The sequence below is a fragment of the Acinetobacter sp. 102 genome, assembly GCF_037028485.1.
In the GTDB taxonomy this organism is placed as follows: domain Bacteria; phylum Pseudomonadota; class Gammaproteobacteria; order Pseudomonadales; family Moraxellaceae; genus Acinetobacter; species Acinetobacter higginsii.
The window spans coordinates 1-2,831 of record NZ_JAZEZK010000045.1; the positions used below are offsets into that span (position 1 = coordinate 1).

Annotated in this window: 1 rRNA gene; it reads right to left on the reverse strand. The window is 51.0% G+C overall.

Annotation, left to right across the window (positions count from 1 at the left end):
* Positions 1-11: 11 nt before the first annotated feature.
* Positions 12-2,831: ribosomal RNA gene (locus WA352_RS21545) — 23S ribosomal RNA — on the reverse strand; the annotation flags it as partial.

Consider the following 2,831-nt stretch of genomic DNA (forward strand, 5'->3'; position numbering starts at 1 on the left):
TTGGGTGTTGTATAGTCAAGCCTCACGAGCAATTAGTATTGGTCAGCTTCACACGTCACCGTGCTTCCACACCCAACCTATCAACGTCCTAGTCTCGAACGGCTCTTTAGAGGAATAAATTCCTAGGGAAATCTTATCTTGAGGTAGGCTTCCCGCTTAGATGCTTTCAGCGGTTATCCCTTCCGAACATAGCTACCCGGCGATGCGACTGGCGTCACAACCGGTACACCAGAGGTTCGTCCACTCTGGTCCTCTCGTACTAGGAGCAGATCCTCTCAAATTTCCAGCGCCCACGGTAGATAGGGACCGAACTGTCTCACGACGTTCTAAACCCAGCTCGCGTACCTCTTTAAATGGCGAACAGCCATACCCTTGGGACCTGCTTCAGCCCCAGGATGAGATGAGCCGACATCGAGGTGCCAAACACCGCCGTCGATATGAACTCTTGGGCGGTATCAGCCTGTTATCCCCAGAGTACCTTTTATCCGTTGAGCGATGGCCCTTCCATACAGAACCACCGGATCACTAAGACCTACTTTCGTACCTGCTCGACTTGTGGGTCTCGCAGTTAAGCGCGCTTTTGCCTTTATACTCTACGCGTGATTTCCGACCACGCTGAGCGCACCTTCGTACTCCTCCGTTACTCTTTAGGAGGAGACCGCCCCAGTCAAACTACCCACCAGACATGGTCCTCGCCCCGGATTACGGGGCAGAGTTAGAACCTCAACATTACCAGGGTGGTATTTCAAGGACGGCTCCATTAGAACTAGCGTTCTAACTTCAAAGCCTCCCACCTATCCTACACAAGTAAGGTCAAAGTTCAATGTCAAGCTGCAGTAAAGGTTCACGGGGTCTTTCCGTCTAGCCGCGGGTACACTGCATCTTCACAGCGATTTCGATTTCACTGAGCCTCTGCTGGAGACAGCGCCGCCATCATTATGCCATTCGTGCAGGTCGGAACTTACCCGACAAGGAATTTCGCTACCTTAGGACCGTTATAGTTACGGCCGCCGTTTACTGGGGCTTCGATCAAGAGCTTCGCTTACGCTAACCCCATCAATTAACCTTCCAGCACCGGGCAGGCATCACACCCTATACGTCCACTTTCGTGTTTGCAGAGTGCTATGTTTTTAATAAACAGTTGCAGCGGCCTGGTTTCTGTGGCTGCCAATAGCTCAGGGAGCAAGTCCCATCACCGTCAGCAGCGTACCTTCTCCCGAAGTTACGGTACCATTTTGCCTAGTTCCTTCAGCAGAGTTCTCTCAAGCGCTTTGGTCTACTCGACCTGACCACCTGTGTCGGTTTCGGGTACGATTCCTGTGTAACTGAAGCTTAGAGACTTTTCCTGGAAGCATGGTATCAGCCACTTCACTGTACAAGTACAGCTTGCTATCAGTTCTCAGCATAGAGTACCCCGGATTTGCCTAAGATACATGCCTACAACCTTCCACCTGGACAACCAACGCCAGGCTGACTTAACCTTCTCCGTCCTCTCATCGCATTACACAGAAGTATTGGAATATTAACCAATTTCCCATCGACTACGCCTCTCGGCCTCGCCTTAGGGGTCGACTCACCCAGCCCCGATTAACGTTGGACTGGAACCCTTGGTCTTTCAGCGAACGGGTTTTTCACCCGTTTTGTCGTTACTCACGTCAGCATTCGCACTTCTGATACCTCCAGCATACTTCTCAATACACCTTCATCGGCTTACAGAACGCTCCCCTACCACTTGACTTAAAGTCAAATCCGCAGCTTCGGCACATAGTTTTAGCCCCGTTACATCTTCCGCGCAGGCCGACTCGACTAGTGAGCTATTACGCTTTCTTTAAAGGGTGGCTGCTTCTAAGCCAACCTCCTAGCTGTCTATGCCTTCCCACATCGTTTCCCACTTAACTATGATTTTGGGGCCTTAGCTGGCGGTCTGGATTGTTTTCCTCTTGACTACGGACGTTAGCACCCGCAGTCTGTCTCCCGGATAGTACTCATTGGTATTCGGAGTTTGCATCGGTTTGGTAAGTCGGGATGACCCCCTAGCCGAAACAGTGCTCTACCCCCAATGGTATTCGTCCGAGGCGCTACCTAAATAGCTTTCGGGGAGAACCAGCTATCACCAGGCTTGATTAGCCTTTCACCCCTATCCACAAGTCATCCCCTGGCTTTTCAACGACAGTGGGTTCGGTCCTCCAGTTAGTGTTACCCAACCTTCAACCTGCTCATGGATAGATCGCCTGGTTTCGGGTCTATACCCAGCAACTAAACGCCCTATTAAGACTCGATTTCTCTACGGCTCCCCTATTCGGTTAACCTTGCTACTGAATATAAGTCGCTGACCCATTATACAAAAGGTACGCAGTCACCGAACAAGTCGGCTCCCACTGCTTGTATGCATGCGGTTTCAGGATCTATTTCACTCCCCTCACAGGGGTTCTTTTCGCCTTTCCCTCACGGTACTGGTTCACTATCGGTCAGTCAGGAGTATTTAGCCTTGGAGGATGGTCCCCCCATATTCAGACAAGGTTTCACGTGCCTCGCCCTACTCGTCATCATTGTGTGTGCCCTTTCGTGTACGGGAATATCACCCTCTACGTTCGCACTTCCCAGAGCGTTCCACTAGAACACACACAACTTAATGGGCTGCTCCCCGTTCGCTCGCCGCTACTAAGGGAATCTCAATTGATTTCTTTTCCTAAGGGTACTGAGATGTTTCACTTCCCCTCGTTCGCTTCATAAGCCTATGTATTCAGCTTATGATACCCGCCTTATAGCGGGTGGGTTCCCCCATTCAGAAATCTCCGGATCAAAGGATATTTGCCGCCTCCCCGGAGCTT